The following is a 23,502-nucleotide window of genomic DNA, read 5'->3' as shown; positions in this document are numbered from 1 at the left end:
GGTCGCGAGCCCCGGACGCAACGCGTCCGGGACACGCAAAACGTTTACTTGAACGGCACCGCGTACATCAAGCCGCCCTTGCTCCAGAGACCGTTGAGGCCGCGCTCGAGCTTGAGCGGGCTCGCCTTGCCGACATTGCGCTCGTAGATCTCGCCGTAATTGCCGGTGGCCTTGATGGCCGTGACCAGCCATTTGTTGTCGAGCCCGAGCCGCGAGCCGAGATCGCCGGAGGCACCGAGCAGGCGTTGGATCGCGGGCGTCTGCGACTTCGCCATCTCATCGACATTGCCTTGTGTGACGCCGAGCTCTTCGGCCTCGATCAAGCCGTAGTGCAGCCAGGTGATGATGTCGCTCCAGACCTCGTCGCCATTGCGGGTGAAGGGGCCGAGCGGCTCCTTGCTGATGGTCTGCGGCAGCACGACGTAGTCGGCCGCGTTCGGCGCCGCGGTCGTCACGGCGCCAGCAAGCGCGGAAGCGTCCTGGGTCATGGCATCGCAGCGGCCGCCGAAGAAGGTCTGGTACATGGTGTCGACGCGGTCGAACACCAACGGCTTCCAATCGATGCCGTTGGCGCGGCCGTAATCGCCGAGCGTGACCTCATGCGTGGTACCCTGCGCGACGCAGACGGTGGCGCCCTTGAGGTCCTTGATCTCCTTCACGCCGAGGTCTTTCTTCACGACAAAGCCCTGACCGTCGTAGAAGTTGATTGGACCTTGCCGCAGGCCCAGCGTGACACCGCGCAGATAGGTCTGCGTCGAGTTGCGGTAGAGCACGTCGATCTCGCCGGACTGGAGCGCGGTGAAGCGGTTCTGCGCGGTCAGCGAGACGTAACGCACCTTGCTGGCATCGCCGAGCACGCCGGCGGCGAGCGCGCGGCAATAATCGACGTCGAGACCCTTGTAGTTGCCTTGCGAATCCGGTGCGGAGAAGCCGGCGAAACCGGCGCTGACGCCGCATATCAGCGTGCCGCGGCTCTTCACCGTGTCGAGCGTTGCCGCCGACGCCACCACCGTCGACGCCGCGAGCACGCCGGCTATGATAACCACTTTCCTCATCATGCTTTTCTCCCCTCAGTGATTGACACGACGCAATACGCTGTCGACGGCCGTGCCGAGCTTGTCGACGATCAGATCGATCTCCTCCGCGGAGGTGATATAGGGCGGCGCCAGCAGCACGTGGTCGCCACGGATGCCGTCTGCGGTGCCGCCGCCGGGATAGCAGCCGAGGCCGTTGGCGAAGGCCTCCGCCTTGATCTTCTGATTCAGCTTCAGCGCGGGATCAAACGAGGTTCGGCTGGCGCGATCGGCGAGGAGCTCGATCGCCCAGAACAGGCCGCGGCCCCTGATGTCGCCGATATGGCGGTGATTGCCGAAGCGCTCGGTGAGCCGCTGCTCGAGCTGCTTGCCGCGCTCCTTGACCCGGTCGAGCAGGCCGTCCTCGCGGATCACGTCCTGCACCGCGAGCGCGGCGGCGCAAGCGAGAGGGTGCGCCAGATACGTGTGGCCGTGCAGGAAGGCGCCCGAACCTGAGCGGATTGTGTCGATGATCCTGCCGCTCGCGAGCATTGCACCGATCGGCTGGTAGCCGCCGCCGAGACCCTTGGCGATCGCCTGGATGTCGGGTGCCACGCCTTCCTGCTCCCAGGCGTGCGTGGTGCCGGTGCGGCCCATGCCGCTCATGACCTCGTCGAGAATGAGCAGCGCGCCGTGTCGGTCGCAGATCTCGCGCACCGCCCTGAAGTAGCCGTCCGGCGCCGTGACGGCACCTGCGGTGGCCCCGACGACGGGCTCTGCGAGGAACGCGGCGACGGTGTCGGGGCCAAGCCGCTGAAACTCGGCTTCGAGTTCGGCGGCGAGCCGCGCCACGAACTGCGCATCCGATTCACCTTCGTGCTTCTCGTGATAAGCGAAGGCCGGGGTCACATGGCTGAAGGCGTTGGAGAGCAGCGGCGCGTAGGGCGCGCGGCGCCAGGCATTGCCGCCCGCCGCGAGCGCGCCGAGCGTATTGCCGTGGTAGCTCTGCCGCCGCGCAATGAAGTGCTGCCGCTGCGGCTCGCCGCGCTCGATGAAATATTGCCGCGCGAGCTTGATGCTGGCTTCAACCGCTTCCGATCCGCCGCTGACGAAATAGGCGTAGGCGAGGCCACCGGGCTCGTGGCCGACCAGCGTCTCGGCAAGCGCCTCCGCCGGCTCCGACGAGAAGAAGGCTGTGTGGGCATAAGCGAGGGTCGAGGCCTGCTTCGTCAGCGCCGCGATGACGCGTGGATGCTGGTGGCCGAGGCAAGAGACCGCCGCGCCGCCGGAGGCGTCGATCACGCGGCGTCCGTCCTCGGCAAAGAGATAGACGCCTTCGCCGCCGATTGCCTTGGGCGGCGTTTCGCGCAGCGAGCGATGCAGCACGCGGCTGGTGCGGGCGGCCATGGGTCAACCTTTCTCTGATACGTAAGTTGAAGCCGCGGCCAGCCGGGCCTCGGTATTCTCCAGGCGCTTTTTCGCGGCCGTGCCGCCGAGCGAAAACGTCACGGCGGCGAGCGATTGCGCGATCGCGATGGCGCCGGTGAGGCTCGGGAAAAAGCCGGGAGAGGAGGCCGCCTCGAACAGCAGCACGTGGTCGGCACCTTCAGCCATCGGCGCCGATGGGCTATCGGCGATCGCGATCAGGGCCGCGCCGGCACGATAGGCGGCCTGCGCGACCCGGACGCTCGCGTGGGTGTAGGGCATGAAGCCGATGACGATGACGGCCTCGCCGGGCCGGAACGCGCCCATATCGAGATCGTCGGGGCCGGACGCGCCGACGAGCTGCACCTGTTCGGGACGAAACAGCCGGAGCTCGTAGTTCAGCAATTCCGCGACGCTGCGGCAGCTTCGGTAGCCGGTGATCCAGATCCGCTTGGCGTGGTGGAGTGCGCGCGCCGCCTCCGCGATCGGCCGAGCCGGGATGCGCGGAAGGCCGGCGGCCTCGGCCTCCAGCTTGTCGGTGATGAGCGCGACATCGGCGTTCGGGCCGTGGCAGCGGCCCTTGGCGCGGCCGGAGAAAGGCGCTAGCTGCGAGGGCCGCCGCGCCTCCGTCAACGCCGCGCGCAATTCATCCCAACCCGAATAGCCGATCGCCTTGGCAAGCCGCGTGAACGCGGCGGGATCGGCGCCGGCAACCGCTGCGAGATCGCGCATCGAACGCGTGGTGGCGTCGTAATCGTTGGCTGCGACGAAACGCCCGACCTCCTGCAACCGCATCGGAAGCGATGGCAATGCAATGCGCAGTTCGCTCAGTGGCGAGGATTTCGCGGGCTCGGTCATGAAACATTTGTTGCACGAAGCTGAGTTTGGTGCAACAGTTGACGTGCGCTGCCGGAAATCGCCGTCTTGAGAAGGATTTTTGTGCTGTGACGTCAGACGGTCCGAGACCGCCGCCGCGCCGTCGCTTCTTCGGCGCCTTCGGGCAGCGCGAGCTGAAAGGCCTGTTCTGGCAGGTTCTGGTGGTGGGGATCGTAGTCGCGGTCATCGTGTTCCTCTGGTCCAACACGGTCACCAATCTCTCCGTGCGCCGCATCACGACCGGTTTTGCCTTCCTCGGCCGTGAGGCCGGCATGCCCATCGCCGACAGCCTGCTCGCCTACAATCCGAGGGACTCATATCTCTGGGCCTTTGTCGTCGGCATCGCCAATACCCTGCGCGTCGCCGTGATCGGAATCGTGCTTGCAACGATCCTGGGCACGGTGATCGGCATCTCGCGGCTGTCGGCCAATTGGCTGCTGTCGCGGCTCGCCGCGGTGTACGTCGAGACGCTCCGCGACATCCCGCTGCTGCTCCAGCTCCTGTTCTGGTACGTGCTGATGCAGGCGCTCCCGGCCGCGCGCGCGGCATGGCGTCCGATTGAGGGCGTGTTCCTGTCCAATCGCGGGTTGATCCTGCCGGCGATTCCCATCGGGACGCCGCAGCTTTGGGTGCTCGGCACCGCAGTGCTCGGACTTGTCGTGTTCTATGTGATCCGGCGGCGGCTCATCGCGCAGCAAATGCGCGACGGCAAGCCGCGGCCGGCCTGGCCTTTTGCACTCGGCTTGCTCGTTGTGCTGCCTGCGGCGGTGTCCGTGCTGCTGGGCGTGGCCTGGACGATCGAATGGCCTGAGTTGCGCGGCTTCAACTTCGTCGGCGGACTGACGCTCGCGCCGGAATATTTCGCGCTGCTGATCGCGCTCGTCACCTACACCTCGGCCTTCATCGCCGAGATTGTGCGCAGCGGCATCCAGTCGGTGCCGCGCGGCCAGTGGGATGCCGCCAACGCGCTGGGACTGCGCCGCAGCTTCATGCTGCGGCAGATCATCCTGCCACAGGCGCTACGCGTCATCGTGCCGCCAATGACGAGCCAGTACCTCAACCTGACCAAGAACTCTTCGCTCGCGGTGGCGATCGGCTATCAGGACGTGGTCTCGATCGCCAACACGACATTGAACCAGACCGGGCAGGCGATCGAGGCCATTGCCTTGATCATGGCGGTGTTTCTCACCATCAGCCTCGGCATCAGCTTTTTCATGAACTGGTACAATTCGCGCATCGCGCTGGTGGAGCGCTGACCATGACGGCGATCGCCGACATTCCGGAAGCACCGCGCGCCGCCCGCCGCCCGCAGATTGGTAACCCGGTGCTGCGCTGGCTGCGCACCAATCTGTTCTCGTCGATCCCGAACGGCATCCTCTCGGTCGTGTTGCTGGCGGTGCTTGCAAAGGGCCTCTTCAGCTTCGTGCAATGGGGTATCGCCAATGCGGTCTGGGTCACCCCGGCGAACGATTCCAGCGCCTGCCGCGCGGTACGCGGCCTCGGTGCATGCTGGGCAATCATCCCCGAAAAATACCGCTTCATCCTGTTTGGCACCTATCCGTTCGACGAGCAGTGGCGGCCGGCACTGGCGGTGCTGCTGTTCATCGCCCTGTTCTATCTCTCCAGCCGCCGCGCCTTATGGCGGCGCGAACTGGCCTATCTCTGGATCGGAGCGCTCGCGCTGATCAGTATGCTGATGTGGGGTGGCATACTCGGTCTGTCGTTCGTCTCGCAGGACCGTTGGGGTGGTTTGCCGGTGACGCTGATCCTGGCGACCTTTGGTCTGGCCTTCGGCTTCCCGCTCGGCATCCTCGTCGCACTAGGCCGGCGCTCAAAACTGCCGGCGATCCGCTCGCTCAGCGTGCTCTATGTCGAGCTGATCCGCGGCGTGCCGCTGGTCAGTCTGCTGTTCATGGCGAGCGTGATGTTTCCGCTGTTCATGCCGAACGGATTCAACATCGACAAGCTCTTGCGCGCGCAGGTCGCGATCATCCTGTTCGCGGGTGCCTATCTTGCCGAAGTCATCCGCGGCGGCCTCCAGGCCGTGCCCCGCGGGCAATACGAGGCCGCCGAGGCGCTCGGCCTGTCCTACTGGCGCAAGAACCGGCTGATCGTCCTGCCGCAGGCGATCCGTCACGTCATCCCGCCGCTGGTCAACACCTTCATCGCCTTCTTCAAGGACACCAGCCTCGTTCTGATCATCGGTATCTTCGACCTGCTCACCACGGCCAAGACCGCGATCATCGATCCGGCGTGGCAGCAATTCTCCGTCGAAGTCTACATCTTCGTCGCCGTGATCTATTTTGTCTTCTGCTTCGCGATGTCGCGGTATAGCCGGAGCCTGGAGGCGACGAGCGGAAGGTGAAGGCCGCGCGTGTTCCGGACAAGGTGCGGCGCAAAGCGCTGCACCGCAGAGCCGGGACCCAGGGATACACGGGAAGTCCTGGAGACTTGGGCCCCGGCTCTGCAGCGCACCGCCGAAGAGGCGCTGCGCCGCGTGCGGGGCACGAGAGCGGGAACCTAGTTCTTCACCCGCGGATCAATCGGCGTCGTGCCACGCACGCCCAAAATATCCTCCAGCGTCTTCGCGCCGGCGATCACCTGCGCATCCGCGCGCGGAGCCCCGACGACCTGCAGGCCGACCGGAAGTCCCGATGCGGTGAAGCCGCACGGCAACGACAGCGCGGGACAGCAGGCGAGCGTGATGGCATAGACGATGCCGAGCCACTCGACGTAATTGTCGAACTTCTTGCCGGCGCATTCGGCGACATAACGGTGCTCGATCGGGAAGGGCGGCACGATCGTGGTCGGTACCAGCAGCAGATCGTAGCGCTTGAAGAACTCGATCGCACGCGCTGTCATGCCGACGCGCTGCGCCTCGGCGCGTTCGAGCTGCTCGATCGTGAGCTTGAGGCCTTCCTCGATGTTCCAGATCACCTCGGGCTTGAGCAGGTCGCGCTTGGTGCGCAGCAGCTGCGCCTTGCTGATCGCGAAGTCGAACGCGCGCAGCACGTGGAAGCACTCATGCGCATCGCGCCAATCCGGATGCGCCTCCTCGACGATGGCGCCGGCTTCGGCAAAGCGTTCCGCCGCTTTCCGCGTGATCGCTTTGACTTCGGGATCGACCGGTGTGATGCCGAGATCCGCCGAATAGGCGATGCGCTTCGGTTTGCTGCCTGGCTGCGCCGCCGAGAGAAACGACGTCAAGGGCGTCGGCAGCGACAGCGGGTCGGCGGCATAGTCGCCGCTCATGGCGTCGAGCAGCAGCGCGAGATCCTCGACGTTGCGTGCCATCGGACCGACGACGCCGAGGTTACGATCGATGGCCGCTTTCGGCGTGTGCGCGACGCGGCCGATGCTCGGCCGCATGCCCACGACGCCGCAGAAAGCTGCCGGACTGCGCAGACTGCCGCCCATGTCGGAGCCTTGCGCGAGCCAGGCCATGCCGGTGGCGAGCGCAACGGCCGCGCCGCCTGACGAGCCGGCTGCCGATTTGGACGTATCCCAGGGATTGAGGGTTGCACCGAACACCTCGTTGAAGGTGTTGGCGCCCGCACCGAATTCCGGCGTGTTCGACTTGGCATAGACGACCGCGCCGTTGGCCTCGAGATTTTCGACCAGGATGTCGGACGTCGCCGGGATGTTGTCCTTGAAGATCGGCGAGCCCTGTGTGTTCAGCACACCTGCAACATCGGTCAGATCCTTGATCGGCACCGGCAGGCCTGCGAGCAATCCGCGCGCACCGGCCGGCTTCCGCATCAGCGCCTTTGCGCTATCCCGCGCGCGATCGAAGCACAGCGTCGGCAGCGCGTTGACCTTGCCATCGACTTCGGTGATGCGCTTCTCCAGCACATCCAAGAGCTCCAGCGGCGAGACGTCGCCGGAGCGCAGCTTGTCGACGACGGCGCAAGCGGATTCGCGGATCAGGTCCTGAGACAACTATTCTACTCCTGTGCATATTTTAGGCGTTATTGCGAGGAGCGAAGCGACGAAACAATCCAGACTTTTGCCGCAGATACATTCCTGGATTGCTTCCGCCTTCGCTAAAGCTTCGGCGGACAAGTCGCTGCGCTCGCAATGACGAGGATAAAGTTAACCCCATCCTGCGCTGATTCCGCCATCCACCGTATAGATGACCCCCGACGTATAGCCTGCGCGATCCGACGCCAGGAACGCCATGAGATCGCCGATCTCGTGCGCATGCGCAGGCCTGCCGAGCGGCAGGCTCTTCTGGAATTCCTTGTAGCGGCTCTCGTCGCCGAACTGGTGGTTTGCCCGCGTCTTCAGCAGGGTGACGTGACGGTCAGTGCCAACCGGGCCGGGATTGATGCCGACCACACGGATGTTGTCGGCGAGGCTCTTGCCCGCGAGCGCGCGGGTGAAGGCCATCAGCGCGGCATTGCCGGCGCTGCCGCAGATGTAGTTGGCGTCGAATTTCTCGCCGGCGGCGCCGATGTCGTTGACGATCACGCCGCCGCCCTTCGCCTTCATCTGCGCATAGATCATGCGCGTGAGGTTGATGTAGCCGAACACTTTCAATTCCCAGGCGTGCCGCCAGGTGGCCTCGTCGATCTTGTCAATGGAGCCGCCGGGAATGTCGCCGGCATTGTTGACGAGCACGTCGATGTCGGCGGCTTCCTTGGCGAGCCGCGTCAAATCCTCGCTCCTGCGCAAATCCACAATGCTCGTGGCGGCATCGATCTGGTGCGCCGAGCGCAAGCGCTCGGCCAAAGCCTTGAGCTGATCGCCATTGCGGGCCGCGAGGAGGAGATGGCAGCCTTCCTCGGCAAAGGCCTCGGCGGCGGCTGCGCCGATACCCTTGGACGCGCCCGTGATCAGGACGCGCTTGCCACGCAGGTGCAGATCCATGGGAGTTACTCGCAGGAGAGGAACGGGAATAAAATCAGTAGGCGGTCGGCCGCGCCATGGTCAACATTGCAGTGCAGCGTTGCACTGCCGTCGCGTTTGGTCCATTGCAGTGCGGTCAAAAAGACGGCGGCTGCCGGACCAATCAAGGACGTTCTCGATGAGCAAGAAACAATACCGGATCGCGGTCATTCCCGGCGACGGAATCGGCAAGGAAGTGATGCCCGAGGGCCTGCGCGTTCTGGAGACCGCGGCGAAGAAGCACGGCGTGTCCCTTCATTTCGATCATTTCGACTTCTCGTCGTGGGACTATTACGAGAAGCACGGCCAGATGATGCCGGACGATTGGAAGGATCAGATCGGCAAGCACGATGCGATCTATTTCGGCGCGGTCGGCTGGCCGGCCAAGATTCCGGATCACGTCTCGCTCTGGGGATCGCTGATCAAATTCCGCCGCGAGTTCGATCAGTACGTGAATTTGCGCCCGGTGCGGCTGATGCCGGGCGTGCCGTCGCCGCTGGCCAACCGCAAGCCCGGCGACATTGATTTCTGGGTCGTGCGCGAGAACACCGAAGGCGAATATTCCTCCGTCGGCGGCCGCATGTTCCCGGACACCGACCGTGAATTCGTGACGCAGCAGACGGTGATGACCCGCATCGGCGTCGATCGCATCCTGAAGTTCGCATTCGAGCTCGCGCAGTCGCGGCCGAAGAAGCACCTGACCTCGGCGACCAAGTCGAACGGCATCTCCATCACCATGCCCTATTGGGACGAGCGCGTGGAGGCGATGGCGAAGAAGTATCCAAGCGTGAAGTGGGACAAGTATCACATCGACATCCTGACCGCGAACTTCGTGCTGCATCCGGATTGGTTCGACGTCGTGGTCGGCTCCAATTTGTTCGGTGACATCCTGTCGGATCTCGGCCCGGCCTGCACCGGCACCATCGGCATCGCGCCGTCCGGCAACATCAACCCCGACGGCAATTTCCCGTCGGTGTTCGAGCCGGTGCACGGCTCGGCGCCCGACATCGCGGGGCAGGGCATCGCCAATCCGATCGGCGCAATCTGGTCCGGCGCGATGATGCTCGAGCATCTCGGCGAGAAGAAAGCCGGCAAGTCGATCGTCGATGCGATCGAGCGCACGCTGGCAGAGCGCACGCTCCGCACCAAGGATCTCGGCGGCAATGCCGACACTACGGCTTGCGGCAAGGCGGTCGCGGATATGGTGGATTAGAGCGCTGCTTTCCCTCCCCCCTTGTGGGGGAGGGTGGCTTCGATGCGAAGCATCGAAGACGGGTGAGGGGTTGTCTCCGCGGAGACAGACCTCTCAATTGTGCATTTCCCTTCGCGGACAGAACCCCTCATCCGGCGCTTCGCGCCACCTTCTCCCACAAGGGGAGAAGGGAAGAGCACCGTGCTCCGCCTCACTACCCCGCGATCTTCTCGATCGCCGCCTGATCCAGCCCGAACTTCTTTCCGGCCTCCAGAATCTCCTGCCAGGTGGTCGGATCGACAGGGATGCCTTCCGCGAGCCGCTTCTTCTTCGTCGCGCGCTCGGGCTCACCCGCGATCTTCACCTTGTCGACGCCTGGGGCCGGAGGTGAGCCGGTGTGCCAGGCGACGAAGCTCTCGACTTCGCGCGCGAGATTCTCCGCGGTGCCGAGCTTGCCGGGGTCGATGATGATCGAGAGCATGCCGTTGAGGACGTTGTGCTTGCCATCGGACGGACCCTTGACCACCTGCCCGCCGGAGAGCGCGCCGCCGAGGATTTCGCAAACCAGCGCGAGCCCTGAACCCTTGTGCTCGCCGAACGGCAGGATGGCGCCGTATGGCGGGATCACGGTGTAGCGCGGGTTGGTGGTCGGCTTGCCCTCATTGTCGATGATCGTGCCGGGTTCCAGCTCGACGCCCTTGTTGTGGGCGACGCGGGTCTTGCCCTGCGCGATCCTGCTGGTGGCGAAGTCGAGCACGATGGGGTCCTTGCCCGCGCGCGGGATGCCGACGCAGAACGGGTTGGTGCCGTGGCGCGCATCGCTGCCGCCCCAGGGCGCCACGATGGGACGCGAGATCACGTTGACGAAGTGGATCGAGACCAGCCCATGGTCGATGCACTGCTCGGCCCAGTGGCCGATGCGGCCGATATGGTGCGAGTTTGAGAGGCCGACGAGACACACGCCGTTGCGCTTGGCGCGCTCGGCTGCCAGCTCCATCGCTTCATGGCCGATCACTTGGCCGTAGCCGGTGAGCCCGTCGAGGGTGAGAAGCGGACCGGTGTCGAGCACGACCTTGACGTGCTGGTTCACGGCGAGGCCGCCCGTGGTGACGCTCTGGACATAGCGCGGGATCATGCCGACGCCGTGCGAATCGTGTCCCTTGAGGTTGGCCTCGACCAGATTGGTGGACACGAGCTCGGCCTCGCGGTCCGTAGACCCGCCGGCCTTGACGATGGCGCTGATAGCTTCGATGAGCGGCTGTGCCTTGATGGTGCGATAGTCGGCCATTGTTGGTGCTCTTATCCCTTCACGATCCGTCGGCAGTGCTCCCACGCCGCGCCAATCAGATTCTCGCTCGCCTCCGGGGTTCGGAACGCCGAATGCGCCGACAACGTCACGTTCGGCAGTTTTGTCAGCGGATGATCGCCGGGCAATGGCTCGATATTGAACACGTCGAGGCCGGCATGGCGGATGTGGCCCGACTTCAGCGCGTCGATCATGGCGGGCTCGTCGACCACGGCGGCGCGGGCGGTGTTGATGAGGATGACGCCCGGCTTCATCTTCGCGATCATCTCGCGGGTGATCATGCCGCGTGTCTCGTCGTTGAGCAGCAGATGCAGCGATACGACGTCTGCTCTCGCCAACACCGTGTCGAGATCGGCGAATTCCACGCCCGGATAGCTCTTCGGCGAGCGGTTCCAGGCGATCACCTTCATGCCGCTGCCCAAGGCAATGCGCGCGACCTCCGCGGCAATACCGCCGAAGCCGATCAGGCCGAGCGTCTTGCCAGTGAGCTGCATGCCGTCTTCGCGGAGCCAGTTTCCGCCGCGCATCTCGCGGTCCATCATCGCGATGACGCGGGCCGAAGCCCACATCAGCGCGATCGCGCATTCCGCGACCGCCGTGTCGCCATAGCCCTTGATCAGGTGCACGGAGATGCCGAGCTCAGCGAGCTCCTCCGGGTTCATGTAGCTGCGCGCGCCGGTGCCGAGGAACACGACATGCTTCAACCCTGTGCACTTCTTTGCGACGTCGGTAGGCAGCGCGGTGTGGTCGACGATCGCGATCTCGGCGCCGTCGAGGATTTCAGGATATTGTTCGGGTTTGATGTCGGGATCCCTGTGGATCCGCACCTTGGGATCGCCGGGCTGCTCCAGCCGCTCCATGATCACGGCGAGAGCTTCATTGGCGTCGACGAAAACTCCGCGCATGGTTCTCTCCGGTCAGGATGCGACGCCGGCGATCGCCAGCACCGTGTGCATGAGGACGTTGGTGCCCGCGGCGCAATCGGGCTGCGTGGCGTCTTCCAGCTCGTTGTGGCTGATGCCGTCCTTGCAGGGCACGAACACCATTGCGGCCGGCATGATTGTGTTGAGATTGCAGGCGTCGTGGCCGGCGCCGGAGGTGATGCGGCGAGAGGAGTAGCCGAGCGTCTTCGCCGCGTTCTCGACTGCGGCAATCAATTTGGGATCGAAATGCGTCGGCGGCTTGCGCCAGACCAGGTCGATCTTCACCTCGACCTTGCGGCGTGCGGCGATCTCGGCAATCGCGCTGCGCAGATCGCGATCGAGCGCATCCATGATCGCGCCATCCGCACTGCGGCAATCCATCGTGAAGGCGATCTCGCCGGGAATGACGTTGCGCGAGGGGTTTGCGATCACGGCCTCGCCGATGGTACCGACGGCCTTCGGCCCGTGCTTCCTCGCAATGGCCTCCATCGCCAGCACGATCTCGGACAGCGTCGCCAACGCGTCGCGCCGCAGCGGCATCGGCGTCGATCCGGCATGGCTCTCGAAGCCGGAAACCTTGCCGTCGTACCAAAGCACGCCCTGGCCGGAATCGACGACGCCGATGGTCTTGCCTTCGGCCTCCAGGATCGGGCCCTGCTCGATGTGCAATTCGACGAAGCAACCGAGCTTCTGGAACCCGACCGGCTTGTCGCCGCGATAACCGATGCCATCGAGCGCCTGGCCGACGGTGGTGCCATCAGCGTCCTTGCGCGACAAGATGTCATCGGTGGTGAAGTCGCCGACATAGGCAGCGGAGGCCATCATCGCGGGAGCGAAGCGCGAACCCTCTTCGTTGGTCCAGTTGACGACGCAGATCGGCGCCTCGGTTTCGATCCCGGCGTCGTTCAGCGTGCGGATCACTTCGAGCGCACCGAGCGTTCCCAGAATGCCGTCATACTTGCCGCCGGTCGGTTGCGTGTCGAGATGCGAGCCGATGCCGACGGGCGGCTTCGACATGTCGCGTCCCTTGCGCAGCCCGAACTGCGAGCCGAGCGCATCGGTGTGCACCTCCAAGCCGGCGTCCTCGCAGGCCTTGCGGAACCAGTCGCGTACCAGCTTGTCCTCCGCGCTCAGCGTCAGCCGCCGCACGCCGCCCTTGGCCGTCGCGCCGAACTGCGCGGTCTCGTGGATGGAGCCCCAGAGGCGGGCGGAATCGATTTGCAAATTGGTGGCGGCTCGGCTCATGCGGTCAGTCTCTCAATTGTCCGGCGCCTGTTTCAATGACGCGCCGGCGCGGGCGCGTCAACTGCGAGGCTGCTCTGCGCAATCTGACATGCAAGCTCTGCGACCCGCTCCACCGCCACGACATCGGGCGAGGCGAGCCAGCTCGCGGTGAATGTCAGCGGCGCGATTTTGAGATCGGTGTCGAGCAGTTGCAACCGCCCGTCTGCGAGCTCGTTCTCGACGATGGCGTCGGGGATCACGGCGATGCCGAGGCCCTCGACCGCCATGTGGATGACGGTCGCAAGCGAGGCGGAGGCGTGCAGCCGGATCGGAGGCAGCTCCGGCCGGTCGAACACTTCGCGCACGACCTCGTAGGGACGCGTCTTCCGCGGGAAGGTAATGATCGGAAACCGCGCGAGCTCAGCCCGCGTCACCGGTCCATCGCCGAGGCGGAGCGAGGGGCTGGCGAGAAAACCGATCGGATAGTCGGCGAGGACGCGATTGTGCACCCCGGAGGCCGAGAGCGGACCGACGACGAAGGCAAGCTCGATCTCCTGCGCAAGCAGGCGCGCGGTCAGGTTCGGCGTGATGTCGACCTCGATCTCCAGCGACAGGTTTGGGTAGACCTCGTTCATGCTCTTCACCAGCCGCGGCAGCCAAGTGTGCACGATGGTTTCGGCGACGCCGAGTCGCATCACGCCGCGCATCGCCGAGCGGTCGCCGATCTCGGCGATCATCGCGGCGCGCAGGCCGATCAGCTTCTCCGCATAGACCATCATCTGTCGGCCGCTCGGTGTCGGCGAGGCCACGCGGTGGTCGCGATTTAGGAGCTTCACCCCCATCTCGCGCTCGAGCTGGGCGATGCGCTGGGAGATCGCCGGCTGAGTCGTGTTGAGGCGTGCTGCGGCGCCGCGAAAGCTGCCGAGCTTCACAACCCAAAGGAACGTCTCGATCGATCTGAAGTCCAGCATTGGAAGGATTTCCCAGGCCGATAAATGAAATTTATCGATATTGATTAGAAAGGAAGATTAGACTTTATAGCATGCGTGGTGTTGGCTTGTCTTTGTCGAGTTTATAGGCAGGTCGATCTCATGACTGTTTTGGTGGCAGTGCAGCAAACTGAAACGCCCGACACGCTCCCGAGCCGCAAGGCGCGGCTTGCCTATCGGGAGGGGCTGGTTGCCTCCACTGCCGGCGTCGCCCCCGGCTTCGTCCAGGGCAATCTGGCGATCCTGCCGGCGGAATATGCCGGCGCCTTTCACCGCTTCTGCCAGCTCAACCCCAAGCCTTGCCCGATCATCGGCATGTCCGATGTCGGCAGTCCGCACATCCCCGCGCTTGGCGCCGATCTCGACATCCGCACCGACGTGCCGCGCTACCGCCTCTGGCGCGACGGCGAGGTCGTGGACGAGCCGACCGATGTGACAAGGTATTGGCGCGACGATCTCGTGACCTTCGTGCTCGGCTGCTCGTTCTCGTTCGAAGAGGCGCTGCTCGACGAGGGCATGCCGATCCGCCACATCGAGCACAATGTGCGCGTGCCGATGTATCGCACCAACATCGCCTGCGGCGAGTCCGGTCCCTTCGCCGGCCCCATGGTGGTGTCGATGCGTCCGTTCAAGCCGGCGGATGCGATCCGTGCGGTGCAGATCACCTCGCGCTATCCGGCCGTGCACGGTGCGCCCGTGCATCTCGGCCATCCGCATCTGATCGGTATCAGGGACATCGCCAAGCCCGACTACGGCGATCCGGTGCCGGTCGCCGACGACGAGATCCCGGTGTTCTGGGCCTGCGGCGTGACACCGCAATCCGTCATCAACGCCGCAAAGCTGCCGTTCGCGATCACGCATTCGCCGGGCCTGATGCTGGTGACGGATCTCAAGAACAGGACCATGGCCGTGATTTAGTGGGCAGCGTTTGCTGCTTCTTCGAGCTTTACCGCATCCATCAATCGCTTCATTCGATCAGCCGAAATTCAGTAACAGGGGACTTTGCCATGACGATCACTCGCCGCGACATATTGTTGGGAGCCACCGCTACGGCCGCGCTGGTGCCGCTGGCAGCGCGCGCACAGACTTCGGAAGTCGTGATCGGCGTGATCTATCCGTTCTCCGGCGGCAGCGCGCAGCAGGGCGTCGATGCGCAGAAGGCCTATGAGACCGCGCTCGAGGTCATCAACAAGGACACCGATTTCGACCTGCCGCTGGCGAAGGGCGAAGGCCTGCCGGGTCTCGGCGGCGCCAAGGTCCGCCTCGTTTTCGCCGACCACCAGGCGGATCCGCAAAAGGGCCGCGCCGAAGCGGAGCGCCTGATCACGCAGGAGAAGGTCTGCGCCATTATCGGCACCTATCAGAGCGCAGTCGCCGTTACCGTCAGCCAGATCTGCGAGCGCTATCAGATCCCGTTCGTCTCCGCCGACAACTCCTCGCCGAGCCTGCATCGCCGTGGCCTGAAATATTACTTCCGCGCCGCGCCGCATGACGAGATGTACTCGGCCGCGATGTTTGACTTCTTCGATGCCTTGAAGAAGAAGGGGACCAAGATCGAGACGCTGTCGCTGTTCCACGAGGACACCATCTTCGGCACCGATTCCGGCAACGCCCAGGCCAAGATCGCCGGCGAGCGCGGCTACAAGATCGTCTCCGACATCAAGTATCGCGCCAACTCGCCCTCGCTCTCGGCCGAGGTGCAGCAGCTCAAGAGCGCCAACGCCGACGTGCTGATGCCCTCGAGCTACACCACCGACGGCATCCTGCTGGTCAAGACCATGGGCGAGCTCGGCTACAAGCCGAACGCGATCGTGGCGCAGGACGCCGGCTTCTCCGAGAAGGCGCTCTACGACGCCGTGGGCGACAAGCTCGAAGGCGTGATCTCGCGCGGCACCTTCTCGCTCGACCTCGCGCAGAAGCGCCCGATGGTCGGCAAGATCAACGAGATGTTCAAGACGCGGTCGGGCAAGGATTTCAACGATCTCACCTCGCGTCAGTTCATGGGCCTGATCATCCTCGCCGATGCCATCAGCCGCGCCAAGTCGACCGACGGCGAGAAGATCCGCGACGCGCTGGCCGCCACCGACATCCCGGGCGAGCAGACCATCATGCCCTGGAAGCGCGTCAAGTTCGACGAGATGGGCCAGAACAACGACGCCGACCCGGTGCTGCTGCAATATGTCGGCGGCAAGTTCGTCACCATCTTCCCGCCGCAGGCCGCGATTGCCGAGGCGATCTGGCCGATGAAGTGAGCGCTGCGGGAGCACAGATCGTAGCTCCCGCCCTCATCCTGAGGAGCGGGCGCAACCCGCGTCTCGAAGGACGAGGGCTGGGCCATCCTTCGAGGCGCGCGCGGTGCGCGCTCCTCAGGATGAGGACGTAGTTCGGGGGACAGACTTTTGACAGCCCAAACCATTATCCAAAGTCTCGCGAGCGGCCTCCTCATGGGCCTGCTCTACGGACTGATCGCCGTCGGCCTCGCGCTGATCTTCGGCCTGATGGACGTCGTGAACTTCGCTCACGGGGAGTTCCTGATGATCGCGATGTATGTGAGCTTCTTCCTGTTCACGTTCTTCGCCATCGACCCCTTGCTGTCGGCGCCGCTCGTGGCCGCCGCGCTGTTCGTATTCGGAGCGGTCGTCTATCTGTTGATCGTGCGCTTCGCCATGCGGGCCAAGGCCAACGCGGGCATGGTGCAGATCTTCTCCACCTTTGGCCTCGCCATCGTGATGCGCGGCCTCGCGCAGTTCTTCTTCACGCCTGACTATCGCAGCGTTCCGCAGTCCTGGCTCGGCGGCAAGACGATCTCGATCGCCGGCGTCTTCCTGCCGGAGCCGCAGCTCATGGGTGCGCTGGTTTCGATCCTGGCCTTTGCTGGCCTCTACTTCTTCATCCATCGCACCGATTTCGGTCGCGCGCTGGAGGCCACCCGTGAAGATCCCGGCGCGGTGGCCCTCGTCGGCATCGACAAGAACCGCGTGTTCGCGCTCGGCTGGGGGCTTGGTGCCGCGCTGGTCGGCCTCGCCGGAGCGATCATGGCAAGCTTCTTCTATATCTATCCCGACGTCGGCGCGTCCTTTGCGCTGATCGCCTACGTCACGGTCGCGCTCGGCGGCTTCGGCAGCGTGTTCGGCGCGTTCGCCGGCGGGATCATCGTGGGCCTCGTCGAGGCCACCACCGCGCTGGTGCTGCCGCCGTCGCTGAAATCGGTCGGCATCTACGCCGTCTACCTGCTGGTCGTCTTCATCCGGCCGCGTGGCCTGTTCGGATCGATGTGATGGACAAGGATTTTGCCGCGCGGCGCCGCCGCGACCTCATCATCGCCGCGGTGCTGACCGCCCTGGCGGCGCTCGCTCCGCTGTTCATCAAGGACGTCTACGTCCAGAACATCCTGATCCTGACCTTGATGTATGCGGCGCTGTCGCAGAGCTGGAACATTCTCTCTGGCTATTGCGGGCAGATCTCGCTGGGACATGCGCTCTATTTCGGCATCGGCGCCTACACCACCGAACTCCTGTTCACCAAGTTCGGCGTGCTGCCATGGTTCGGCATGCTCGCCGGCGGCGCGGTCGCGGCCGCGATTGCGATGGCGCTCGGCTATCCCTTCTTTCGGTTGCGCGGCCATTACTTCGTGATCGCGACCATCGTTATCGCCGAGATCGGGCTGCTGTTGTTCCAGAATTGGGAATGGGCGGGGGCTGCGATGGGAATCACCATTCCGGTGCGCGGCGACAGCTGGCTGAAGTTCCAGTTCATGCGCAGCAAGCTGCCTTACTTTTATTTCGCGCTGGTGCTGTGCAGCCTCGCCTGGTTCGTCACCTGGTGGCTGGAGGACTCCAAATGGGGCTTCTGGTGGCGCGCGGTAAAGGACAATCCGGAAGCGGCCGAGAGCCTCGGTGTCGTCGTGTTCAACTCCAAGATGGGCGCGGCCGCCGTCTCCGCTTTCCTCGTCGCCATCGGCGGCGCCTTCTATGCCCAGTTTCTCGCCTATATCGATCCTGAAAGCGTGATGGGCTTCCAGTTCTCGCTGCTGATGGCGTTGCCCGCCGTGCTTGGCGGCATCGGCACCCTCTGGGGACCCGTGTTAGGGGCGGCCATCCTGATCCCGATGACGGAGCTGACGCGCTCCTTTATCGGCGGCTCCGGCCGCGGCGTCGACCTCATTGTCTACGGCACGCTGATCGTGCTGATTTCGCTCGCCCTGCCGCAGGGTCTGGTGAGCCTGTTCTCTCGTGCGAAGCGGAAGGGAGCCACGCGATGACCCCGCTGCTTGAAACCCGCGGCGTCTGGCAGCGTTTCGGCGGCCTCGTCGCCAACAGCGACGTCTCGATCTCTGTGGGTCGCGGCGAGATCGTCGGCCTGATCGGCCCGAATGGTGCCGGCAAGTCGACGCTGTTCAATCTCATCGCCGGCGTGCTGCCGCCGACGCAAGGCTCGATCTGGTTCGACGGCGAGGATGTCACCAGCATGCCGGCCGCCGAGCGCTGCCAGCGCGGCATCGGGCGCACCTTCCAGGTCGTCAAGAGCTTCGAGACCATGACGGTGATCGACAACGTCATCGTCGGTGCGCTGGTGCGCAACACCGTGATGCGCGAGGCACGCCGCAAGGCGCATGAGGTGCTCGAATTCACCGGCCTTGCTGCGCGCGCCAACGTGCTCGCGAGCGACCTCGTGCCGGCCGAAAAGCGCCGCCTCGAAGTCGCGCGCGCGCTTGCGACTGAACCAAAGCTGCTGCTGCTCGACGAAGTCCTCACTGGTCTTACGCCGACCGAGGCGCAGACCGGTGTCGCGCTGGTGCGCAAGGTGCGTGACGCCGGCATCACCGTGCTGATGGTCGAGCACGTCATGGAGATCGTGATGCCGCTGGTCGATCGTGCCATCGTGCTCGACCTCGGCAAGGTGCTGGTCGAGGGCAAGCCCACTGAAATCGTCCGCGATCCCAAGGTGATCAGCGCATATCTGGGAGATCGTCATGCTGTCGGTGCGTGAAGTCACGACCGCCTATCAGGGCCTGGTCGCGATCTTCGCGGTCAGCATCGAAGTCGCCAAGGGCGAGATCGTCTGCGTCGCCGGCGCCAACGGCGCGGGCAAGTCGACGCTGCTGAAATCTATCGCCGGCGCCGAGCGCCCGCGCTCGGGCACGGTGACGTTCGACGGCAAGCGCCTCGACGGCATGGCGCAGCACCACATCACGGCGACCGGCATCGCCTATGTGCCGGAGAACCGCCGCTTGTTTCCGCGCCTCTCCGTGCGCGACAATCTGCGCCTCGGCAGCTATCTCTACCGCGGCGAGGCCGACCGCGAGAGCCCGCTCGATCTCGTGTTCCAGCTATTTCCGCGCCTCTCCGAACGCCTCGAGCAGCGCGCCGAGACGCTAAGCGGCGGCGAGCAGCAGATGCTCGCGATCGGCCGTGCGCTGATGACGCGCCCGCGGCTGTTGATGCTGGACGAGCCCTCGCAGGGCATCATGCCGAAGCTCGTCGACGAGATCTTCCAGGCCGTCAAGCGCATCCGCGACGCCGGCATGACCGTGCTGATCGTGGAGCAACGCATGGCGGAGTGCCTGGAGATCGCCGACCGCGCCTACATCCTGCAAACCGGCCGCGTGCTGATGCAGGGCGCCGCAAGCGAGATCAAGGGCAATCCGGACGTGCGCAAGGCGTATTTGGGGCTGTAGTTGCGAAGCGTTGGGCACGACTCGCGCAACACACTCGGCGTCATCGCCCGCAAAGGCGGGCGATCCAGTATTCCAGAGGCCGTTGTGATTGAGCCGAGAAGCCGCGGCGTACTGGATTCCCCGCCTTCGCGGGGAATGACAGCGGAGTAGGGGGGGTTAGTTCGCCCGCGGCTGCACGAGGCTCATTCCTCGTGCCGGTGCGCCGGAAGTGTCACCCCGAACACCTTCACCAGATCCGCCACCTGCTCCGGCGACAAATACCGTGGGTTCAGCCCGCGTAACAGCAGGTACAGCTTCGCCGTCTCTTCCAGCTCCTCGGTTGCGAACACGGCTGCTTCCAGCGTGTCGCCCGCGACGACCGGACCGTGATTGGCGAGCAGCACGGACGAATATTCCCCCGCCAGACCCCTGATCGCATCGGCGACCGCGGGATCGCCAGGGCGGTAATAAGGCACGAGCGCGGTGTTGCCGCATTTCATCAGATAATAAGCGGTCATCGGCGGCAGCGCGGCGCGCGGGTCGATCTCCGGCAGCATCGACAGCGCGACCGAATGGGTGGAATGCAGATGCACGATCGCCCTTGCGCTCCCGCGCGTGGCGTAGAGTGCATTGTGCAGCGGAACTTCCTTGGTCGGCGCATCGCCCGAAACCAGTCGGCCCTGATCGTCCAGCCGCGACAGTTTTGCGGGATCGAGGAAGCCGAACGAGGCATTGGTCGGCGTCACCAGCCAGCCGCCGCCGTCCAGCCTGGCGCTGATATTGCCGGAGGAGCCGGGCGTCAGCCCACGCTCGAACAGGGACCGTCCGAAGCGGCAAATGTCTTCGCGCAGCAATGTCTCGTTGCTCATGGCCGTCATGTCCGTTTGTCTCACGCTTTGGCAGCGCGGCCAAGCCGTGTTATTCGGTTGCCAAGCTGCCGCAAAAGGCGGCCGTCCGGGAAACGTTGCAAGGATCAGTTGTATGTCCGCCTCCACGTCACAGAATCAGCGCATCGCCGTCATCGGGCTCGGCTCGATGGGGGTCGGCATGGCGAGCTCGCTGAAGCGCGCCGGTCATGTCGTCACCGGCTGCGACGTCTCGGCTGATGCGGTCGCGCGCTTCGTGACGGAGGGCGGCGCCGGCGCCAAGACGCCGGCCGAAGCTGCCAAGGGCGCCGACATCGTCGTCAGCGTCGTCGTCAATGCCGCGCAGACCGAGACGATCCTGTTCGGCAAGGATGGCGTCGCCGAAACCATGGCGAAGGACAGCGTCTTCCTGTCGTCGGCGACTATGGATCCCGACGTGGCTCGGCGTCTCGCCAAGCAGCTGGAGGCGACCGGCCGGCACTATCTGGATGCACCGATCTCCGGCGGGGCGCAGCGCGCAGCGCAGGGCGAGCTGACGATCCTTGCCTCCGGCAGTCCGGCTGCGTTTGAGAAAGCGCGGCCCGCGCTCGATGCCATGGCCGCGAAGCTCTACGAGCTTGGCGATGCCGCAGGCCAGGGCGCCGCCTTCAAGATGATCAACCAGCTGCTCGCCGGCGTGCATATCGCCGCTGCCAGCGAGGCGATCGCGTTCGCGGCCAAGCAGGGTCTCGACATCCGCAAGGTCTATGAGGTGATCACGGCGTCCGCCGGAAACTCCTGGATGTTCGAGAACCGCATGCCGCACGTGCTCGACGGCGATTACACGCCGCGCAGTGCGGTCGAGATCTTCGTCAAGGATCTCGGCATCATCCAGGATATGGCGCGCAGTGCCAGATTCCCGGTTCCGGTCTCCGCCGCAGCACTTCAGATGTTCTTGATGACGGCAGCCTCCGGCATGGGCCGCGACGATGATGCGTCGGTGGCGCGGATGTATGCGCGGGTCACCGGCGTGAAACTGCCCGGCGACAAGTAAAGGATAAGAGGATTCCGATGCCCCGTTTTGCCGCCAATCTCTCGATGATGTTCACCGAGGTGCCGTTCCTCGACCGCTTCGACGCCGCTGCCGCAGCCGGCTTCACCGCAGTCGAGTTTCTCTTTCCCTATGAGCATTCGGCCGAGGCGGTCGGCGAGCGGCTCAAGCGCAACGGCTTGACTCAGGCGCTGTTCAACCTGCCACCGGGCGACTGGAATGCCGGCGAGAAGGGCTTTGCGGCGCTCCCGTCGCGATTCCCCGAGCTGAAGGCGAGCCTGGAAACTGCGCTGCCCTACGCCAAGGCGACCGGCGTCAAGCGGCTGCATTTGATGGCGGGCATCGCCAACCGTGGCGAGCGCGTCGCGATCGAGGCGTTCTACAAATCAGTGGCGTGGGCCGCCGAGTTCTTTGCGCCGCACGGCATCGACATCGTGCTCGAGCCGATCAATGCGCGCAACGTGCCCGGCTATTTCCTCAATGATTTCGGCTTCGCGCGCGACCTGATGCAGGAGCTGCGGCTTCCGAACCTGAAACTCCAGTTCGACATTTATCACTGCCAGATCATCCATGGCGACGTTACGATGCGGCTGCGCGAGATGATGCCGGTGATCGGTCACATCCAGATCGCCAGCATTCCCTCGCGCAACGAGCCTGACGGCGAGGAGCTGAACTATCCGTTCCTGTTCGACGAACTCGACCGGCTCGGTTATGCCGGCTTCGTCGGCTGCGAATATAATCCGCGAGGCAAGACCACCGACGGCCTCGCCTGGTTCAGGCCTTATGCGGGAGTGAAGCCGTGACATTTGCAGCGAAAATATCTCTTGGCTGCATTGCCGACGACTACACCGGCGCCTCCGACCTCGCCAACACGCTGACGCGCGCCGGCCTGCGCACGGTGCAGACCATCGGCGTGCCCGCGGACGATCTCGCGCTGCCCGAGGTCGACGCCGTCGTGGTGTCCTTGAAGAGCCGTTCAATCGAAGCCGGTCTTGCCGTATCGCGCTCGCGCGCGGCGGACAAATGGCTGCGCAGCCGTGGCGCCGGCCACGTGCTGTTCAAGATCTGCTCGACCTTCGATTCCACCGATGCCGGCAATATCGGCCCGGTGATGGACGCGCTGCGCGCCGATTGCGACGAGACGGCCGTGCTGGTGACGCCGGCCTTTCCGGAGACCGGCCGCACCGTCTACCAGGGCAATCTGTTCGTCGGCGCCGTGCCGCTGAACGAGAGCCCGCTGAAGGACCATCCGCTCAACCCGATGCACGATTCCAACCTGGTCCGCGTGCTGGCGCGCCAGAGCAAGGCGCAAATCGGCCTGGTCGACCTCGCCATCGTCACGTGCGGCGCGGATGCCGTGCGGGCGCGGCTGGCCGAACTCGCGGGCAAGGGCATTGGCGCGGCGATCATCGACGCCGTGTTCGATCGCGACCTCGAGACCATCGGCCTCGTCGCTGCCCAGCATCGGCTGTCGGTCGGCGCTTCCGGCATGGGTCTTGGGCTGGCGCGGGCGCTGATGTCCACAGGCAAGGTCACATCGACCGCGGCGAGCAGCGCCGCGGGAGCCGCCGTCGGCGGACCGGCGGCGTGCCTTGCCGGAAGCTGCTCGCAGGCGACGCTTCAGCAGATCGCCAATGCCGAGCGCGTCATGCCGGTGCTGCATCTCGACCCGGACCGTATTACTACGGGCGAGGACGAGGCGCAGCGCGCGCTGGCCTGGGCAAAGCCGCGGCTGGCGGACGGTCCGGTCCTGATCGCATCGAGCTCGACGCCCGATCAGGTCGCCGCCCTCCAGGCGCGCCATGGTCGCGACGCGGCCGGTCACGCCATCGAGCAGGCGATGGCCGACATCGCCGAGGGTCTGGTGCGGGCCGGCGTGAAGCGCCTGGTCGTCGCCGGCGGGGAGACATCCGGCGCCGTGGTCGACCGGTTGAAGATTCCCGGATTTCTCGTGGGAGCAGAGATCGCCGCGGGCGTTCCAGTGCTGCGCGCGGTCGGTGCTGAAAAAGGCGACATGTTGCTCGCCTTGAAGTCCGGAAATTTCGGCGGCGCGGAGTTTTTCTCCGACGCGCTTGGGCTCATGCGCTGAGCGCAGGGCATTTTTAGCGCCCTGTT

General features: G+C 64.9%; 22 protein-coding genes. 12 read left to right on the top strand and 10 right to left on the bottom strand.

Features of this window, described 5'->3' with window-relative positions:
• Positions 1-44: 44 nt before the first annotated feature.
• Genes IVB13_RS09975 through IVB13_RS09965 form a run of 3 tightly spaced genes read right to left on the bottom strand, consistent with a single transcriptional unit; the run spans position 45 to position 3,296 of the window.
• Positions 45-1,058: an amino acid ABC transporter substrate-binding protein gene (locus IVB13_RS09975; protein ID WP_085352170.1), complete on the bottom strand. Its 1,014-nt coding sequence runs from the start codon at positions 1,056-1,058 to the stop codon at positions 45-47.
• A 12-nt stretch (positions 1,059-1,070) separates the two neighbouring features.
• On the bottom strand, positions 1,071-2,420 hold the full coding sequence (locus IVB13_RS09970) for an aspartate aminotransferase family protein (RefSeq protein WP_247488715.1): 1,350 nt from the start codon (positions 2,418-2,420) through the stop codon (positions 1,071-1,073).
• Between the two features lie 3 nt (positions 2,421-2,423).
• Positions 2,424-3,296 (bottom strand): SIS domain-containing protein, encoded by an 873-nt coding sequence (locus IVB13_RS09965; protein ID WP_247488713.1) that lies wholly within the window; start codon positions 3,294-3,296, stop codon positions 2,424-2,426.
• Positions 3,297-3,382: 86 nt separating this feature from the next.
• Here IVB13_RS09965 and IVB13_RS09960 point away from each other — a divergent pair, with 86 nt between their 5' ends.
• Positions 3,383-4,570 carry an ABC transporter permease subunit gene (locus IVB13_RS09960; RefSeq protein ID WP_018457001.1) on the top strand — a complete coding sequence of 396 codons (1,188 nt, stop codon included), beginning with the start codon at positions 3,383-3,385 and terminating at the stop codon, positions 4,568-4,570.
• 2 nt (positions 4,571-4,572) lie between these two features.
• Entirely contained in the window at positions 4,573-5,679 is a 1,107-nt protein-coding gene (locus IVB13_RS09955) for an amino acid ABC transporter permease (RefSeq protein ID WP_018457000.1), read from the top strand.
• A gap of 155 nt (positions 5,680-5,834) precedes the next feature.
• On the opposite strand, the gene IVB13_RS09950 is transcribed toward IVB13_RS09955, so the two are convergent.
• Both IVB13_RS09950 and IVB13_RS09945 read right to left on the bottom strand, forming a co-directional pair.
• A complete protein-coding gene (locus IVB13_RS09950) occupies positions 5,835-7,253 on the bottom strand; it encodes an amidase family protein (protein ID WP_247488711.1) in 1,419 nt (472 codons plus the stop codon).
• A gap of 153 nt (positions 7,254-7,406) precedes the next feature.
• Entirely contained in the window at positions 7,407-8,183 is a 777-nt protein-coding gene (locus IVB13_RS09945) for an SDR family oxidoreductase (RefSeq protein WP_247488709.1), read from the bottom strand.
• 157 nt (positions 8,184-8,340) lie between these two features.
• On the opposite strand from IVB13_RS09945, the gene IVB13_RS09940 reads away from it, so the two are divergent.
• On the top strand, positions 8,341-9,414 hold the full coding sequence (locus IVB13_RS09940; RefSeq protein ID WP_085362309.1) for a tartrate dehydrogenase: 1,074 nt from the start codon (positions 8,341-8,343) through the stop codon (positions 9,412-9,414).
• A gap of 193 nt (positions 9,415-9,607) precedes the next feature.
• On the opposite strand, the gene IVB13_RS09935 is transcribed toward IVB13_RS09940, so the two are convergent.
• From IVB13_RS09935 to IVB13_RS09920, 4 genes are read right to left on the bottom strand one after another with little or no spacing between them, the layout of a single operon-like run.
• The gene (locus IVB13_RS09935; protein ID WP_018456996.1) at positions 9,608-10,681 is read right to left on the bottom strand and encodes a malate/lactate/ureidoglycolate dehydrogenase; all 1,074 of its coding nucleotides are present in this window, start codon (positions 10,679-10,681) and stop codon (positions 9,608-9,610) included.
• A gap of 11 nt (positions 10,682-10,692) precedes the next feature.
• Entirely contained in the window at positions 10,693-11,604 is a 912-nt protein-coding gene (locus tag IVB13_RS09930; protein ID WP_247488707.1) for an NAD(P)-dependent oxidoreductase, read from the bottom strand.
• Between the two features lie 12 nt (positions 11,605-11,616).
• Positions 11,617-12,867 (bottom strand): Zn-dependent hydrolase, encoded by a 1,251-nt coding sequence (locus IVB13_RS09925; protein WP_247488705.1) that lies wholly within the window; start codon positions 12,865-12,867, stop codon positions 11,617-11,619.
• A 32-nt stretch (positions 12,868-12,899) separates the two neighbouring features.
• A complete protein-coding gene (locus tag IVB13_RS09920; protein WP_247488703.1) occupies positions 12,900-13,817 on the bottom strand; it encodes a LysR family transcriptional regulator in 918 nt (305 codons plus the stop codon).
• A gap of 120 nt (positions 13,818-13,937) precedes the next feature.
• Between IVB13_RS09920 and IVB13_RS09915 the strand changes: the two genes are divergently transcribed.
• The 6 genes from IVB13_RS09915 to IVB13_RS09890 all read left to right on the top strand — a co-directional run bounded on the left by IVB13_RS09915 (position 13,938) and on the right by IVB13_RS09890 (position 19,512).
• Entirely contained in the window at positions 13,938-14,753 is an 816-nt protein-coding gene (locus tag IVB13_RS09915; RefSeq protein WP_247488701.1) for a putative hydro-lyase, read from the top strand.
• 89 nt (positions 14,754-14,842) lie between these two features.
• Positions 14,843-16,087, top strand: a complete 1,245-nt coding sequence (locus tag IVB13_RS09910) for an ABC transporter substrate-binding protein (RefSeq protein ID WP_247488699.1) — start codon at positions 14,843-14,845, stop codon at positions 16,085-16,087.
• 147 nt (positions 16,088-16,234) lie between these two features.
• Entirely contained in the window at positions 16,235-17,113 is an 879-nt protein-coding gene (locus IVB13_RS09905) for a branched-chain amino acid ABC transporter permease (RefSeq protein WP_026233279.1), read from the top strand.
• Positions 17,113-18,096 (top strand): branched-chain amino acid ABC transporter permease, encoded by a 984-nt coding sequence (locus IVB13_RS09900; protein WP_247488697.1) that lies wholly within the window; start codon positions 17,113-17,115, stop codon positions 18,094-18,096. Before IVB13_RS09905 ends, IVB13_RS09900 begins: the two co-directional genes overlap by 1 nt.
• The gene (locus tag IVB13_RS09895; protein ID WP_018456988.1) at positions 18,093-18,824 is read left to right on the top strand and encodes an ABC transporter ATP-binding protein; all 732 of its coding nucleotides are present in this window, start codon (positions 18,093-18,095) and stop codon (positions 18,822-18,824) included. Before IVB13_RS09900 ends, IVB13_RS09895 begins: the two co-directional genes overlap by 4 nt.
• Entirely contained in the window at positions 18,808-19,512 is a 705-nt protein-coding gene (locus tag IVB13_RS09890) for an ABC transporter ATP-binding protein (RefSeq protein WP_018456987.1), read from the top strand. Before IVB13_RS09895 ends, IVB13_RS09890 begins: the two co-directional genes overlap by 17 nt.
• Before the next feature lie 182 nt (positions 19,513-19,694).
• On the opposite strand, the gene IVB13_RS09885 is transcribed toward IVB13_RS09890, so the two are convergent.
• Complete coding sequence (locus IVB13_RS09885; RefSeq protein ID WP_247488695.1) at positions 19,695-20,369, bottom strand: aldolase; 675 nt, start codon at positions 20,367-20,369, stop codon at positions 19,695-19,697.
• A gap of 103 nt (positions 20,370-20,472) precedes the next feature.
• Here IVB13_RS09885 and ltnD point away from each other — a divergent pair, with 103 nt between their 5' ends.
• From ltnD to otnK, 3 genes are read left to right on the top strand one after another with little or no spacing between them, the layout of a single operon-like run.
• Positions 20,473-21,390, top strand: a complete 918-nt coding sequence (gene ltnD / locus IVB13_RS09880; protein ID WP_247488693.1) for an L-threonate dehydrogenase — start codon at positions 20,473-20,475, stop codon at positions 21,388-21,390.
• A 17-nt stretch (positions 21,391-21,407) separates the two neighbouring features.
• Positions 21,408-22,190 carry a 2-oxo-tetronate isomerase gene (gene otnI / locus IVB13_RS09875; RefSeq protein WP_247488691.1) on the top strand — a complete coding sequence of 261 codons (783 nt, stop codon included), beginning with the start codon at positions 21,408-21,410 and terminating at the stop codon, positions 22,188-22,190.
• A complete protein-coding gene (gene otnK / locus IVB13_RS09870; protein WP_247488690.1) occupies positions 22,187-23,476 on the top strand; it encodes a 3-oxo-tetronate kinase in 1,290 nt (429 codons plus the stop codon). Before otnI ends, otnK begins: the two co-directional genes overlap by 4 nt.
• The last annotated feature ends 26 nt before the right edge of the window (positions 23,477-23,502 follow it).

It is taken from the genome of Bradyrhizobium sp. 17, from assembly GCF_023073515.1.
Classification (GTDB): Bacteria; Pseudomonadota; Alphaproteobacteria; order Rhizobiales; family Xanthobacteraceae; genus Bradyrhizobium; species Bradyrhizobium canariense_D.
Note: the sequence above shows the minus strand (reverse complement) of the source record. Positions and strands in the feature narration are given on the sequence as shown.